The sequence below is a fragment of the Pseudomonas sp. FA117 genome, from assembly GCF_057370475.1.
The window spans coordinates 2,256,389-2,270,970 of sequence record NZ_CM170675.1; the positions used below are offsets into that span (position 1 = coordinate 2,256,389).

13 protein-coding genes are annotated in these 14,582 nt (G+C 65.1%); 1 reads left to right on the forward strand and 12 read right to left on the reverse strand.

The annotated features are described in order from the left end of the window. Positions 1-62: 62 nt before the first annotated feature. The 10 genes from AC1TXO_RS10540 to AC1TXO_RS10585 all read right to left on the reverse strand — a co-directional run bounded on the left by AC1TXO_RS10540 (position 63) and on the right by AC1TXO_RS10585 (position 9,580). Entirely contained in the window at positions 63-2,255 is a 2,193-nt protein-coding gene (locus AC1TXO_RS10540) for a response regulator (protein ID WP_486406246.1), read from the reverse strand. A gap of 83 nt (positions 2,256-2,338) precedes the next feature. Continuing rightward, on the reverse strand, positions 2,339-2,902 hold the full coding sequence (locus AC1TXO_RS10545; protein ID WP_486406247.1) for an NUDIX hydrolase: 564 nt from the start codon (positions 2,900-2,902) through the stop codon (positions 2,339-2,341). A 2-nt stretch (positions 2,903-2,904) separates the two neighbouring features. Continuing rightward, positions 2,905-3,669 (reverse strand): GntR family transcriptional regulator, encoded by a 765-nt coding sequence (locus tag AC1TXO_RS10550; protein WP_486406248.1) that lies wholly within the window; start codon positions 3,667-3,669, stop codon positions 2,905-2,907. 86 nt (positions 3,670-3,755) lie between these two features. Beyond that, positions 3,756-4,145, reverse strand: coding sequence for a carboxymuconolactone decarboxylase family protein (locus AC1TXO_RS10555; RefSeq protein ID WP_486406249.1), 390 nt, complete (start codon positions 4,143-4,145; stop codon positions 3,756-3,758). Between the two features lie 78 nt (positions 4,146-4,223). Next, complete coding sequence (locus AC1TXO_RS10560) at positions 4,224-4,709, reverse strand: flavin reductase family protein (RefSeq protein ID WP_486406250.1); 486 nt, start codon at positions 4,707-4,709, stop codon at positions 4,224-4,226. Positions 4,710-4,722: 13 nt separating this feature from the next. Further along, the gene (locus AC1TXO_RS10565) at positions 4,723-6,204 is read right to left on the reverse strand and encodes an aldehyde dehydrogenase (protein WP_486406251.1); all 1,482 of its coding nucleotides are present in this window, start codon (positions 6,202-6,204) and stop codon (positions 4,723-4,725) included. Beyond that, positions 6,201-7,034 (reverse strand): alpha/beta fold hydrolase, encoded by an 834-nt coding sequence (locus tag AC1TXO_RS10570; RefSeq protein WP_486406252.1) that lies wholly within the window; start codon positions 7,032-7,034, stop codon positions 6,201-6,203. The genes AC1TXO_RS10565 and AC1TXO_RS10570 overlap by 4 nt, the downstream gene beginning before the upstream one ends. A 60-nt stretch (positions 7,035-7,094) precedes the next feature. Beyond that, positions 7,095-7,691 (reverse strand): amino acid synthesis family protein, encoded by a 597-nt coding sequence (locus tag AC1TXO_RS10575; RefSeq protein WP_133327025.1) that lies wholly within the window; start codon positions 7,689-7,691, stop codon positions 7,095-7,097. Positions 7,692-7,927: 236 nt separating this feature from the next. Then, the gene (locus AC1TXO_RS10580; protein ID WP_486406253.1) at positions 7,928-8,971 is read right to left on the reverse strand and encodes an LLM class flavin-dependent oxidoreductase; all 1,044 of its coding nucleotides are present in this window, start codon (positions 8,969-8,971) and stop codon (positions 7,928-7,930) included. Between the two features lie 123 nt (positions 8,972-9,094). Then, the gene (locus tag AC1TXO_RS10585) at positions 9,095-9,580 is read right to left on the reverse strand and encodes a flavin reductase family protein (RefSeq protein WP_486406254.1); all 486 of its coding nucleotides are present in this window, start codon (positions 9,578-9,580) and stop codon (positions 9,095-9,097) included. Between the two features lie 319 nt (positions 9,581-9,899). On the opposite strand from AC1TXO_RS10585, the gene AC1TXO_RS10590 reads away from it, so the two are divergent. Continuing rightward, on the forward strand, positions 9,900-11,303 hold the full coding sequence (locus AC1TXO_RS10590; RefSeq protein WP_486406255.1) for a purine-cytosine permease family protein: 1,404 nt from the start codon (positions 9,900-9,902) through the stop codon (positions 11,301-11,303). Positions 11,304-11,346: 43 nt separating this feature from the next. Here the strand turns inward: AC1TXO_RS10590 and AC1TXO_RS10595 are convergent, their stop codons facing one another. Beyond that, complete coding sequence (locus tag AC1TXO_RS10595) at positions 11,347-12,972, reverse strand: methyl-accepting chemotaxis protein (RefSeq protein ID WP_486406256.1); 1,626 nt, start codon at positions 12,970-12,972, stop codon at positions 11,347-11,349. Positions 12,973-13,202: 230 nt separating this feature from the next. Next, positions 13,203-14,405, reverse strand: a complete 1,203-nt coding sequence (locus AC1TXO_RS10600; RefSeq protein WP_486406257.1) for an NAD(P)/FAD-dependent oxidoreductase — start codon at positions 14,403-14,405, stop codon at positions 13,203-13,205. Positions 14,406-14,582: the final 177 nt, after the last annotated feature.

Here is a 14,582-nt window from a genome sequence, read left to right on the forward strand (position 1 = left end):
CGCTGTTGCAGGAGCGGCCGTGTGTTGCGATCTTGCAGAAACACTTCGTCAGGATGTTGCTTCTACAGGTTCTGTGCGCTCAGCACGCTGTCCAGCAATTGGCAGACCTGTTCGGCAGAGTAGGGCTTGGCCAGGAAGGCGAAGCCCTGGTGACCCCCTTCGGCGATGGCATCGCTGTAGCCAGAGGTGAGAATCACCGGCAGTTGCGGTCGGTTGCGGCGCAGTTCGCGGGCCAGTGCCAGGCCGCCCATGCCGGGCATCACCACATCGGAAAACACCACATCGAAGCCTTCCGGGGTCATGTGCAACTGCGCGATGGCATCCTCGGCCGAGGTCGCCCAGCTGATCTGGTAGCCATGGTCCTTGAGGATCTGCGCAGTGAAACTGCCGACATCGCGGTTGTCTTCCACCACCAGGATGCGTCGCGGCCGGCCCTGTGGCTGATCGTCGGTCGCGCCTGGGGTGGCCGGCTGCTCTGCGGCCGGTGTCGAGACCTGCGGCAGGTACAGGGTGAAGGTGGTGCCCTGGCCCGGTACGCTGGTCACCAGCACATCGCCGCCGGATTGCTTGACGAAGCCGAACACCTGCGACAGGCCAAGACCGGTGCCGTGGCCTGACGCCTTGGTGGTGAAGAACGGGTCGAAGATGCGTTCGAGCAGGTCATGGGCGATACCCACGCCGTTGTCGACCACCGAAATCGCCGCAAATACCCCGGGCTGCCCCGGCTGTCCGCGCTGGGTCGGCATGCTCTGGTCGGCCTGCAGGCACAGGCGCAACGTACCTTCGCCGTTCATGGCGTCGCGGCCGTTGATCATCAGGTTGATCACCGCGGTTTCCAGCTGGCCCAGGTCGGCGCGGATATGGCAGGGCGTGTCCGGCAGTTCCAGGTTCACCTGCACCCGCGCGCCGGTGGCGGTGTCGAGCATGTCGGCCATGGCCTCCAGCCGCGGGCCGACTTCGAACACCTGGGGGCTCAGGGCCTGGCGCCGGGCGAAGGCGAGCAACTGGCCGGTGAGCTTGGCGCCGCGGTCGACCGTGTCGGAGACGGTCTTGAGGTAGCGCTGGCGACGGCTGTCGTCCAGCCCCGGGCGCTGCAGGAAGTGCAGCGACGAGCGGATGATGGTCAGCAGGTTGTTGAAATCGTGGGCTACGCCACCGGTGAGCTGGCCGATGGCTTCGAGCTTCTGGGTCTGGCGCAGCACGGCTTCGGTGTGCAGCAACTGTTCGGTACGTTCCTCGACCCGTTGCTCGAGGGTGGCGTTCAGCGATTCCAGCGCCTGCATCGCCTCGCGCACCTCGGCATTGGCCTGCACCCGCTGGATATGCGCCCAGCAGCGTTCGGTAACCTCGCTGATCAGCGCCCGTTCGTAGCCGGTCCACACCCGCGGCTGCTTGTCGTGGATGGCCATCAGCGCCGTCAGGCGCCCGTCCTTGATCAACGGCATGCAGATGGTCGCGGTGATGCCGATGGCCTGGAAGGTCGCGGCTTCCTGCGGCTCGAGCTCGCTGAGGTTGTCGTTGATCACCAGCGCCAGCCCCGCGCGCAGGCGCTGCACGGCCAGGCGCCCGAAGTCGGCGAGGTGGTACTGGCCGATCAGGCGGGGCGAGCCGGGGGTGACCCAGTCGCCGCAGATGGTGAAACCATCCTGGTCGGGCTCCATCACCGCATAGGCGCAACTGGACAGGCGCAGGTGCTCGCCCAGCTTGCGCGTGGTGATGGCCAGGATTCGGTCGGGGTCGGTGGCGTTGGCCACGGCGCGGCCCAGGTCGTCGAGGAAGTTCAGGCGTCGGTTGGCGACCACGCTGGCGGTGGTCTCGGTAACGGTGTCGAGCATGCCGACGATACGGCCGTCCTGGTCGCGAATGGGGCTGTAGCAGAAGGTGAAGTAGGCGCGTTCGGGGCCGTCGTGGCGGTCGATGATCAACGGGAAGTCTTCGATGTACACCGCTTCGCCGTCCAGGGCGCGGCGGGTCATGCGGCCGATGTCGCTCCAGGCCTCCTGCCAGACATGGCTGAACGGACGGCCCAGGGCCAGCGGCTTTTCGCCGAGGATCTCGCTGAAGGCGTCGTTGTGCAGGGTGAGCAGGTCATCGCCCCACAGCACTGCCTGCGGGAAGCGCGAGCCCAGGCACAGCGCCACGGTGGTCTTGAGCACGTCAGGCCACGCGTCAAGCGGCCCCAGGGGTGTAGACGCCCAGTCGTGGTTGCGGATGCGTTCGGCCATGAGCCCGCCGCCGTCCAGCCATTTCGCCATGGTTTGCCGATCCGTTTGCGTGGAGAAGGGATAGGGTGCACCGAGAAGGCCGGGCTGGCGAGCATTTTGTGGGGCGCGGGTGCTCAGCGCATGAAGTGCACCTTGCCGGTGTCGTCATTGCCCATGTAGATGCCATAGACCCCGGCCTGGCGCTCGAGGATGTAGCGCTCGAGGATCTGCCGGATGGCCGGGTAGTAGATCTCGTCCCAGGGGATGTCCTCGGGCGCGAAGAAACGGTACTCGAGGGTCTCGGGGCCGAACTGGCCGGTCTCTTCGATGGCGATGGCGCGGAACACGATGTACACCTCGCTGATCCTCGGCACGCTGAAGATCGAATACGGCGAGACAATGTCGGCGCGCACGCCGGTCTCTTCCCAGACTTCACGCAGCGCCGCCTGTTCGGTGGTCTCGCCGGCCTCCATGAAGCCGGCAGGTAGCGTCCAGGTGCCGGGGCGCGGGGGGATGGCGCGCTGGCATAGCAGGTACTTGCCGTCGCGCTCGATGATGCAGCCGGCGATGATCTTCGGGTTGATGTAGTGAATGTACCCACAGGCGCTGCAGTGCAGGCGCTCGTGGGTATCGCCGCTGGGGACGCCCCGGTCCAGTGCCGTGGTGCAGTGCGGGCAGTAGCGCGGGGCGTTGGGCATGGTCAGCGGCCTATGCGGGGTTCTATGCGTGGGTCTTTCAGGGCCAGGGGCTCGACCATGTCGCGCACCTTGGCGTTGTCGTCCTGCTTCTGGCGCAGGTAGTCCAGCGCCACCTTGGCCGCGGCGCGGACGTGATCGACCGACGCCTGGTGGGCGGCCTGCGGATCGCCGCTCTTGATCGCCTCGACCATTTTCTCCATTTCGCGGTTGCTCGCCCCGCGGCGGTTTTCCTGCGACACCGAGGTGGCGCGCAGGTAGCTGATGCGCGCCTGCAACTGGCGCAGCTGGGTGGCGGCCACCTGGTTGCCGGAGCCTTCGAGCAGCACGTCGTAGAAGCCCTGCACCGAATCCAGCACCTGCTGCAGCTCGCCTTCCTCCAGCGCCTCGCGGTTGACCTCCAGGGCGCGCTCCAGGGCACGGATGTCCTTGGCCTTGGCGTTGAGGGTGAACAGCTGCACGATCAGGCCTTCGAGCACGCAACGCAGCTCGTAGATGTCACGGGCGTCTTCAAGGGTGATGATGGCCACGCGTGGGCCCTTGGCGTCGGCAAACTCCACCAGGCCCTCGGATTCGAGGTGGCGCAGGGCTTCACGCACCGAGGTGCGGCTGACCCCGAGACGATCGCACAGGTCGCGCTCGACCAGGCGGTCGCCTGGCAGCAAGTGGAAGTTCATGATCGCCCCACGCAACTTGTCGAGCACGATCTCGCGGAGCGTGACGGGGTTGCGGTTGACCTTGAAGCTGTCGTCGAGTGGCTGGCGTTTCATCAGGTGCGCTCTTTATGAGGCTGTTGCGCCAACACCGGAACGCCACGAACCCAGGCGCTCCTTGCAGTGGTCCGAACAGCCCGCTGTTAACGGGTTGGCTCCGCATCGGCTTCGGCGAACGCTTCGCGGGCCAGGCGGAAACTGTCCACCGCCGCGGGCACGCCGCAATAAATGCCGACCTGGAGCAGGATTTCGCGGATCTGTTCACGGCTCAGGCCGTTGCGCAAGGCGCCGCGGACATGCAGTTTGAGCTCGTGGGGCCGGTTCAGCGCGGAAATCATCGCCAAGTTTATCATGCTGCGCTCTTTGAGCGACAAGCCGTCGCGACCCCAGACATGGCCCCAGCAATACTCGGTGACCAGCTCCTGCAGCGGCTTGCTGAAGTCGTCGGCATTCTGGATGGAGCGCTTGACGTAGTCCTCGCCCAGTACCTGGGTGCGGATCTGCAGACCTTTCTGGTATTTCGCGTCATTCATGGGGCAGTTCCTGCAGTACGTATGAAAAAGGGGGCCGTGACCGAAGGTGAGGGTGACAGCACGGCCCCCGGAAAACACTCAGCCCAGCGACGGCAGCGCGCCGAGCTTGCCCTTGTGATAGACCATCGGCGTCACCGGCTCGGTCGGCAGCACCAGGTTCTTCACCGCGCCGACGATGATCGCGTGATCGCCGCCGTCGTACTCGCGCCACAGCTCGCACTCGATGATCGCCGTGGCCTTGGCCAGCAGCGGGTTGCCCAGCTCGCTCAGGTGCCAGTCGATGCCCTTGGCCTTGTCCTTGCCCTTGCCGGCGAAGGCGTAGGCCTCGGCGGTCTGCTCGGCCGACAGCAGGTGAATGGCGAACTGCTTGCTGTCACGCAGGATCGGGTAGGTGTCGGAGGCGTAGTTGGGGCAGAACAGCACCAGCGCCGGCTCGATCGACAGGGCGCTGAAGGCGCTGGCGGTGATGCCGACGATGCCGCCATCGCCATCGAGGGTGGTGACCACGGTGACGCCGGACGGGAAGGAGCCCATCACGTCTTTGTAGATGCCTGGTTCGATCATCTCGTGCTCCTTCTCAACGCATCACAAACGGATCGGGCATCGGCGCGGTGGACAGGTTGATCCACACGGTCTTGAGCTCGGTATAGGCCAGCACCGAATCGATGCCGCTCTCGCGGCCGTAGCCGCTGTTCTTGAAGCCGCCGATCGGCGCCATGGCCGACACTGCGCGGTAGGTGTTGACCCAGATGATCCCCGAGCGCACGTCGCGCGCCAGGCGATGGGCGCGGCCCAGGTCGCGGGTCCAGATGCCGGCGGCCAGACCGAACTGCGAGTCGTTGGCCATGGCCAGTGCCTCTTCCTCGGTCTTGAAGCGGATCACCGCTGCAACCGGGCCGAACACCTCTTCCTGCATGATGGTCATCGAGTTGCTGTCGCATTCGAACAGGGTCGGCTCGTAGAACCAGCCGTCACCCTCGACTTCGGCGCGCTTGCCACCCAGGCGCAGCCTGGCGCCCTCGGCCTTGGCCGCGGCGACCAGACCTTCGACCACGGCCAGTTGCTGGGCAGTGGCCATCGGGCCCATTTCACTGGCGTCGTCCTGCGGGTTGCCGATGCGGATGCGCCTGGCCCGCTCGATCAGGCGCTCGACGAATTCGTCGAAGATCTCGTCCTGCACCAGCAGGCGCGAGCCGGCCACGCAGCTTTGCCCGGAGGCGGCATAGATGCCGGCCACCGCGCCGTTGACTGCGCTGTCCAGGTCGGCGTCGGCGAAGATGATGTTCGGCGACTTGCCGCCCAGCTCCAGCGACAGCTTGGCGAAGTTCTCGGCGCTGCTGCGTACCACGTGACGGGCGGTGGCGGCGCCGCCGGTGAAGGCGATCTTGCGCACCAGCGGGTGGCGGGTCAGCGCCGCGCCGGTGCTGGGGCCGTAACCTGTGACCACGTTGACCACCCCGGCCGGGAAGCCGGCTTCCAGTGCCAGGCGGGCCAGCTCCAGGATAGTCGCCGAAGCATGCTCGGAGGGCTTGAGCACGATGGTGTTGCCTGCGGCCAGGGCCGGGGCGAGCTTGATCGCGGTGAGGTACAGCGGGCTGTTCCACGGAATGATGCCGGCCACCACGCCGATGGGCTCGTGCACGGTGTAGGCGAACAGGTCGGGCTTGTCCAGCGGCAGGGTGCCGCCTTCGAGCTTGTCGGCCAGGCCCGCGGTGTAGTGGAAGAACTCCGGCAGGTAGCCGACCTGGCCACGGGTCTCGCGGATCAGCTTGCCGTTGTCGCGGCTTTCGAGCTGGGCCAGGTGCTCCTTGTTCTCGGCGATCAGGTCGCCGAGGCGGCGCAGCAGCTTGCCCCGCGCGGTGGCGGTGAGCCCGCGCCAGGCCTTGCTGTCGAAGGCGCGCTGGGCGGCCTGTACAGCCAGCTCGACGTCCTGCTCGCCGGCGTCGGGCAGTTGTGCCCAGGCCTGGGCGGTGGCCGGGTCGAGGCTGTCGAAGGTCTTGCCGCTCTGGGCATCGCGCCATTGGCCGTCGATGCACATCTGGAAACGAACGAGGGTCATGCAACTATCCCCTTGGCGGATTCGGTGAGGGTGCGGGCTTGGCTCAGGAAGTCCAGCAGCATGCGGTTGACTTCGCGCGGAGCCTCAACGGGCATCATATGCCGTTGTTCGGCCAGTACCACGCTGCGGGCGCCGGGAATGCGCGCGGCGAGCTGGCGGGTCATGGCCGGGGTGGAGCCTGCGTCGAGTTCGCCGGTGGCGATCAGTGTCGGCACCTGGATGCTGCCCAGGTCCGCTTCGCGGTACATGTCCTGGGTGGCGAACAGCGAATAGGTGGTGTGGTAACCCTGTGGGTCGTTGCTGGCCAGCACCTGGCGGATAGCTGCGACCTGGGCTGGGTTGGCGGCCTTGTACTCGCGACTGAACCAGCGATCCAGCGCGGCGTCGACGTTGGCGTCCGGGCCGAGTTCGGCAGCCTGCGCGGCGCGGGCGATGACGCCGGCGCTCTGTTCCGGGCTGCGGTTGAACACGCTGTTGAGCACCACCAGCGCCGACAGGCGCTGCGGGTAGTGCAGGGCAAAGGCACGGGCGACCAGTCCGCCCATGGAGAAGCCGATGACGGTGGCCTGGGGGATTTGCAGATGGTCGAGCAGTTCGGCGAGCTGGGTGGCGTAGCCCTGCAGGTCGGTGTCCGGCGCGGGCAGCGCGCTCTGGCCATGGCCGAGCATGTCGTAGGCGATGACCCGGTAGTCGGTGGACAGGCCGACGAACTGGCCACCCCACATTTCCTTGTTCAGGCCCACGCCGTGGATCAGCACCACGGGTTGGCCCTGGCCGAGGCTCAGGTAGCTGGTCCCGGCAGGTGTACGTTCAGCGACAGGCTGAATCATGGATGGCGCTCCTAGGGGGGCCGGTGCCTTGAGGCGTGGCACCGGTCCGTCCGGTTGTTGTTATTGAGCGTTGGCTTTCTCGGCTGCCAGTTCTTCCAGGTCGATGTAGCGGTTGCCGATGCGTGGGTGCAGACGACCGCCGTCGGAGGCGCCCAGGACCACGACGATCTCGTCGGCGCGCGGGGCGTCTTCGATCTGCATTTCCAGGGTGATGTAGTGCGAGCGCAGGCCTTCGTCGTCCTTCTGCATCATCGGGATCTGGATCGAGGTGCCCGGGCCGCCGCGCTTGTTGGTGAAGCTCAGGTAGCTCTTGGCCTGGACCGCTTCACGGTAGTGGTTGCCAAAGCGCAGGGTGTGGATCACCGCCGAGGCGTGCTCGATCTCGCCGTCGGCACCGACTACCGCCGCCTTGCCGTAGGCCTCGATCTTGTCTGCCCCGCCGATGGCGGCGGTCAGGCGCTCGACCATCAGCGCACCCAGTTCGGAGCAGTTGGCGCGGATTTCCGGCTTGAGGTCTTCGACGAAACCGCGACCGGCCCATGGGTTCTTGATCACCACGGCCAGGCCGACCATGGTCACCGGCTTGTCGGTGGCCTTGCCGCCTTCGATGCGGGTTTCTTCGGAGTAGGTGACGATCTTGCGGATTTCGAAACTCATGGGGGAGGGCTCCTGGTGAGGGTTATCAGCTCTTGTTGTCTGATGGTATACCATAATACTTGATGTGCAAGAGGGCGCGGGAAATTTCTCCTGCAGCGGGACGAAAGGTCGGCTGTACCGGGGTTTGCGAGGCTGTCTGTACTGACTTTCCCGTGGGCAGATGCACCCACAAACCGACCAAAAAAATGCCCGCTCTCACGGGCCATGAAAGCGGGCGGGGTGCAGCGGGCTATCGATCAGGCAAACGCCGGTATCACTTCCTTGATGAACAGCTCCAGCGACTTGCGTTTTTCTGCATGCGGCAGGCTGTTGTCGCACCAGAAGCTGAACTCGTCGACGCCGAGTTCCTGGTAGTACCTGATCCGCGCGATGATCTCCTCGGGGGTGCCGATCATGGTGTTCTTGCGGATGTTCTCGAGGGCGAACGCCGGGACCTCGGCAAACTTGGATTCCGGGCTCGGCTCCAGGAAACCGTCGACCGGGGTGGTCTTGTTGCCGAACCAGGCGTCGAAGGTGCGGTAGAAGCGCGAGATCGCCTGGGCGCCGACCTTCCAGCCGTCCGGCTCGGCCGGGCTGTGCACGTGGGTGTGACGCAGCACCATCAGTTGCGGGCGCGGTACCTCAGGGTTGTTGTCCAGGGCGGCCTGGAACTTGTTCTTCAGGTCCAGCACTTCTTCGTCGCCCTTCATCAGCGGGGTGACCATCACGTTGCAGCCGTGCTTGACCGCGAAGTTGTGCGAGTCCGGGTCGCGGGCGGCGATCCACATCGGTGGCATGCCCTGCTGCACCGGCTTGGGTACGCTGGTCGAGGTGGGGAAGTTGTACACCTCGCCTTCGTGGGCGTAGTCACCCTGCCACAGCGCGCGAACCGCCGGAACCATCTCGCGCAGGGCCTTGCCGCCGTCGGTGGCGGGCATGCCGCCGGCCATGCGGTCGAACTCGAACTGGTAGGCACCGCGGGCCAGGCCCACTTCCATGCGCCCGTTGCTGATCACATCGAGCAGGGCACATTCGCCTGCCACGCGGATCGGGTTCCAGAACGGCGCGATGATGGTGCCGGCGCCCAGGCGGATGGTCTCGGTGCGGGCCGCCAGGTAGGCCAGCAGTGGCATGGGGCTTGGCGAGATGGTGTATTCCATGGCGTGGTGTTCGCCGATCCACACGGTGCTGAAACCGCCGCGCTCGGCCATCAGGGTCAGTTCGGTCAGGTCTTCGAACAGCTGGCGGTGGCTGACCTGGTCATCCCAACGTTCCATGTGCACGAACAGCGAAAATTTCATGGGGCTTTCCTCAAAGCTTGTTGTTGTCGATGCAGGGGCGGCCCGGCCGGGTGATGCAAGCCGGTCGTGAACGGTGCACGGGGCAGGCCCGCTCCCACAGAGTCTTGTGTCGGACCGCAGGTATCAGGCGAAGGCGGGCAGGCTGGCCATCTTGCCGCGGCAGTAGACCATCGGTCGCGGGGCCTCATCAGGCACGATCAGGTTGTGTACCTTGCCCACCATGATGGCGTGATCGCCGCCTTCGTATTCGCGCCACAGTTCGCACTCGATGATCGCCGTGGCGCCGGCCAGCAGCGGGTTGCCCAGCTCGCTCAGGCTCCACTGCAGGCCGCTGGCCTTGTCCTTGCCCTTCCTGGCGAAAGCATAGGCCTCGGCCTGCTGTTCGCCGGAAAGCAGGTGGATGGCGAAGCGCTTCTGCTTGATCAGCACGGGGTAGGAGTCGGAGCTGTAGTTGGGGCAGAACAGCACCAGCGGCGGGTCCATGGACAGGGAGGAGAAGGCGCTGGCGGTGAGGCCGACGACCGAGCCGTCGTCGTCCAGGGTGGTGATGACCGTGACGCCGGAAGGGAAGGAGCCCAGGACGTTCTTGTAGAGGGTTGCGTCGATCATGGCGAGTACCTCGAAGGGGCGTGCGGTGGTCCGCGGTTTTTATCGTTGATGTGTCTGATGGTATACCGTAATACCTATATTGCAAGCAGAATTTTCCAGGCGCCGAAACCCGCGATGAACGGTCAAGGCCCCGTATTCATTGACCTTGACCGCTGAATGCCTGCGCCATGCTGGCGCATGGAACAGATCAGATGCGCCGAAAAAGCGCAGCACAGTGTTGTCAAAAGCTTGGAATACCATAATATGGTCTTCAGCTGAGAGGCCGCCCCGAGCGGTTTCCATACAAAGATAAAAAATGATCCTTTCGAGCTGAAATCCTATGTCCCAGCCGTCGTCGCAACACCAGTTTGTCGAGAATCACACGGTCGATCATGTTCCACCCTCCGAGCGCCACGGGAAGGCGCGCGACCTGTTCACCCTCTGGTTCAGTACCAACATCGCACCCTTGCCGATCGTCACCGGCGCGATGGTGGTCCAGGTCTTCCACCTGAACCTGTTGTGGGGGCTGGTCGCCATCGTGATGGGTCATCTGCTGGGCGGTATCGTCATCGCCCTGGCCTCTGCGCAGGGACCGCAGCTGGGCATTCCGCAGATGGTGCAGAGCCGCGGCCAGTTCGGGCGCTACGGTGCCTTGCTGATCGTGTTCTTCACCGCGCTGATCTACGTCGGCTTCTTCATTTCCAACATCGTCCTGGCGGGCAAGTCGATCCACGGCATCGCCCCGAGCGTGCCGATGCCCACCGCCATCGTCATCGGCGCCCTGAGCGCCACGGCCATCGGCGTGATCGGCTATCGCTTCATCCATGGCCTGAACCGCATCGGCACCTGGGTGATGGGCTCGGCGCTGCTGGCCGGCTTCATCATGATGTTCACCCAGGAACTGCCGGCGGACTTCTTCAGCCGCGGCGCCTTCAACCTCTCGGGCTTCATCGCCACGGTGTCGCTGGGCACCATCTGGCAGATCAGCTTCTCGCCCTACACCTCGGATTATTCACGCTACCTGCCGCGCGAGATCGGCATCGCCAAACCGTTCTGGGCGACCTATTTCGGCGCCACGCTGGGCACCATCCTGTGCTTCAGCTTCGGGGCGGTGGCCGTGCTGTGCGTGCCCGAAGGCACCGATGCGATGGATGCGGTCAAGCAGGCCACCGGTTGGCTGGGGCCGATCCTGATGGTGCTGTTCCTGCTCAACATCATCAGCCACAACGCACTCAACCTGTATGGCGCGGTGCTGTCGATCGTCACCGCAATCCAGACCTTCGTCGCCCACTGGACGCCCAGCATCCGCGTGCGGGTGGCGCTGGCGTCGGTGATCCTGCTGGCCTGTGGGCTGGTGGCGCTGAACGCCTCGGCAGGTTTCATCGGCCAGTTCATCGGCCTGATCCTGGCGTTGCTGCTGGTGCTGGTGCCCTGGGCGTCGATCAACCTGGTGGACTTCTACCTGATCAAGAAGGGCGAGTACGACATCGCCTCGTTCTTCCGTGCCGACGGCGGTATCTACGGGCGCTTCAACCATCACGCCATCGTTGCCTATGTGTGCGGGATCCTGGTGCAACTGCCGTTCGCCAATACGGCGCTGTACGTGGGGCCGTACTCGAACATCGTCGAGGGCGCCGACCTGTCGTGGCTGTTCGGCTTGCTGGTGACGGTGCCGCTCTACTATTGCCTGGCCACTCGTGGCAAGACGCTGAAGGCGGGGCAGGCGGTAAGTGTGAACGACTAGTTGGTTTGCAAAAGGGCCGCAAAGCGGCCCCCGGTGCTTCAATTCACACCTTGAATTGCGCCACCATCGCGTTCAGTTCCACCGCCAGGCGCGACAGGTCCTGGGCCGCCGCGCTGGTCTGGTTGGCGCCCGCCGAGGTCTGCATCGCCAGGTCGCGGATGTTCACCAGGTTGCGGTCCACCTCGCGTGCCACCTGGGCCTGCTCTTCGGAGGCGCTGGCGATCACCAGGTTGCGCTGGTTGATCGCGGCGATCGCCTCGGCAATCAGTTCCAGCGCCTGGCCTGCCGCCTGGGCAATCTCCAGGGTGCCGGTGGCGCGGCCCTGACTGCTGTGCATCGAGCCCACGGCGCGCTCGGTGCCGCTCTGGATGCCACCGATCATCTGCTCGATCTCGGCAGTGGACTGCTGGGTCCGGTGGGCCAGCGCCCGTACTTCATCGGCCACCACGGCAAAGCCGCGCCCGGCTTCACCGGCGCGCGCAGCCTCGATGGCGGCGTTGAGTGCCAGCAGGTTGGTCTGCCCGGCGATCGAGCCGATCACATCGAGCACGCGGCTGATTTCGTTGGCGCTGCTGGCCAGTTGTTCGATCTCGCTGGAGGTGCCGGTGACGTCCTCGACCAATTGCTGGATCGAGTCCAGCGCCTGGTTGACCTGGTCGCGGCCATCGCGGGTGGTCTGGTCGGCGCCCTTGGAGGCGTCGGCGGTGCTGACTGCGTTGTTGGCCACTTCTTCGACGGCAGCGGTCATCTGGTTGACGGCCGTGGCCGCCTGGTCGATTTCCGCACTCTGCTGGTGCAGGCCGCGGCTGGTGTCTTCGGTGACGGTATGCAGCTCTTCGGAAGCCGAGGCCAGTTGGTCGGAGGACGCGGCGATCTTGCGCAGGGTGTCGCGCAGGCTTTCCTGCATGCGGCTCAAGGCACGCAGCAGCAGGGCCGGTTCGTCACGGCCGACGATCTGGATGTCGCGGGTCAGGTCGCCGGTGGCCACGCGCTCGGCGACGCTCACCGCATCGGCCAGGGGCACGACGATGCTGCGGGTCAGCAGCACGGCGACGGCGACCAGGGCCAGCATGATCACCAGCAGCGACACCACGATCAGCAGGGCGGCCTCGTCATAGGCATCGCTGCTGCGCTGCGAGGCGTTGTCGGCGCCATGGGAGTTGTACTGGATCAGCGCGCCGAGCGCTTTCATCATGCTGTCGGCGTATTCGGCCAGGGGGCCGTTGATCAGGCGCAGGGCCTCGTCGATATCACCGCTGGCCACGGCATCGCGGATGGACTTCTGCAGGCCATGGTAACGCTCGGTGAGGGCGACGAAGGTGTCGAACAGCGCGCGGTCGTCCTGTTCGATGATGGTCGATTCGTAGGCCTTGATGCCGGCTTCGAGGGCGTGGTTGATTTCGCCGATGCGGCTGAGTGTCGCCTGGCGCGCGGCGGGGTCCTGCTCGATGACGCTGCGCAGGGTCAGGGCGCGCGCCCGGCCAAGGTTGGTGCTGACGTCGTTCAGGGCAATGATCGCCGGCATCCAGGTGACGCGGATCTCATCGGTGGCGCTGTCCATGCGCCGGGTTTCGTAAAGCGATATCAGGCCCATGACCAGCACCAGGACCCCCAGCAGGGTAAATACGCTGGCTGCCCGGATACCGATCTTCATATTCCTTAACTGCATGGCACTGCTCCTTGAATGTGGCGTGCAGGCCGAGTTCCGGGATCACGGGCCGGGTGGCGCTGTGCGATCCGGCATCCCTGTGCCCGCGATACGTTATGATGTCCTCACCTTTAGTAGGTTTTTTTGACGTCAATAATGTCACAGTGCCAGTATTATTGACCAGTCATTCAATGTAACTACAAGTACAAACAGGTCCGTCATTTTTTGACGGACCTGTCAGGTTTACAGGCTCAGACGATGGCAATCATCGGGTCGGCAGCGGCCAGGGCCTTGGCCCGATCGGCCTCTGGCGGGTAGATCCACACCGAGTTGATCTGACGCTTGAGGTTCTTGCCCTCCAGTTTCTGCAGCTTCAGTTCACGCTCCCAGCCTTCGCTGAAAGCTGCGCCCCAGTCGCCCAGGTCAAGGCAGGTGACGTACTTGGGCTGGCGATACACCACAGGTTCCACCCCCAGCAGGTCGGCCATGGCGTTGTTGCCCGAATGCCGGCCCATGGGGATGGCGTGCTGGCAGGTCATCAGCGCGTGGTTGCCCAGATCGTCGACCGCCGCCCAGGCCACGTCGCCGGTGGCGTAGATATGTTCCTGGCCGATGACTTTCAGGTGCCCGTCGACACGCAGCCGACCCTGGGCATCACGTTCCCCGGCGATCTGCGCGGTCAGCGGGCTGGCCTTGACGCCCACGGTCCAGATCACCGTCTTGCTGGCGATGTACTCGCCGTTGTCCAGGGTCACGCCGCCGGCATCCACCGCCACCACCGAGGTGTCGGTGAGCCATTCCACGCCTGCATGTGCGCTGGCCTCGATGATCGCCGGGGTGATGCCTGCGCCCAGGGCGGCGCCGATGTTGGCGCCCCGGTCGACCACGATGACCCGGACCTTGGCCTGCTCACCGAGCGCAGCGCGCAGGCGGGCGGGCATTTCGGTGGCTGTCTCGATGCCGGTGAAACCGCCACCGCAGACCACCACGGTGTCGCGCGCCGGGGAGGCGGGCAGGGCGGCGAGGCGGGTCAGGTGCTGCTCCAGCCTGACCGCCGATTCCATCTGGTCGACATCGAAGCTGTATTGCTCAAGGCCCGGTACCGCAGGGCGCGCCACCTGGCTGCCGGCGGCCAGCACCAGGCGGTCGTAGCCCAGCTGGCGGCTTTGGCCCTGGGCGTCGGTGTAGGTCACCGAGCGGGCAGCGGCGTCGATGGATTGGGCATGGCCCTTGATGAAGTTCACGCCCACGGCCTGGAACAGTTCAGCCAGCGGCGCCTTCATCGTCTGCACGTCGGCTTCGTAGAAGCGCGGGCGGATGCGCAGTTCGGCCTGCGGCGCGAGCACGCTGATATGGACGTCGCCACGCTTGGCCAGGTCGAGCAGGCGGGCGGCGCTCAGGGCGCTCCAGACGCCGGCAAATCCGGCACCGATGATCAGGATGTGTGGGTTCATGGACGGGCTCCGCAAACAGGATGATGGGTATCGGGTCGAGGTTCGGCAGGGGGTGTCGCCACCGCCGAATAACTGCGACTGTATTGGTCGTAGTTAAAATCGACAAGCTTTTTTTCATCCGTTCGCTGTCGAGGCCGTGCCGTTTTCCGGTTTTAACCAGAGAAATCAATGGCTGCA